We start from the raw sequence: 633 nt of genomic DNA on the forward strand, positions 1-633 counted from the left end.
TTGTATTGGCTGGAGGATACCGCTCCACCACTTCCAATCCAGTCCGTATGGAAAAACTCGCCTCGATCTCTATCAACCCGTTCATAAGTATGCGCACCGAAGTAATCACGTTGCGCTTGCAGCATATTTGCTGGCAATCTTCCGCAGGTGAAGGCATCAAAGAAAGACAAGCCTGACGCGGTACATTGCATTGGTAGCCCGATTTCAATCGCTTTACCCAAAACCCTGCGCCAGGAAGGAAGTGACTGCTTCAATAATTGTTGAAAATAGTCATCGATTCCTAAGAAAGAGAGCTCAGGGTTCTTTATAAAGGCGTCACGAATATTCTCTAGAAAACGACTTCGGATAATGCAACCTCCTCGCCACATTAAAGCAATATTCCCGAAGTTCAGATTCCAATCCAAGTTGTTTGAAACTTGCTTCATTAACATGAAACCTTGAGCATAAGAGATGATCTTAGACGCCAATAAGGACTCTCTCAACGCTTCAAGCCAATCGTCCTTATCTCCACCAACACTAGATATCTCACGCGCGAAAGCTGTTTCAGCAGCGATTCGCTCTTCTTTGAAACTGGAGATATATCGTGCAAAGACCGACTCACTAATCAAGCTCAAAGGTACACCGTTTTCAAGT

At 44.5% G+C, this 633-nt stretch carries 1 pseudogene; it reads right to left on the bottom strand.

The features are described 5' to 3' along the window. A pseudogene (locus A3729_RS27565) lies at positions 1–614 on the bottom strand (NADP-dependent phosphogluconate dehydrogenase); the annotation flags it as partial. Between the last annotated feature and the right edge of the window lie 19 nt (positions 615–633).

It is taken from the genome of Oleiphilus sp. HI0043 (assembly GCF_001634935.1).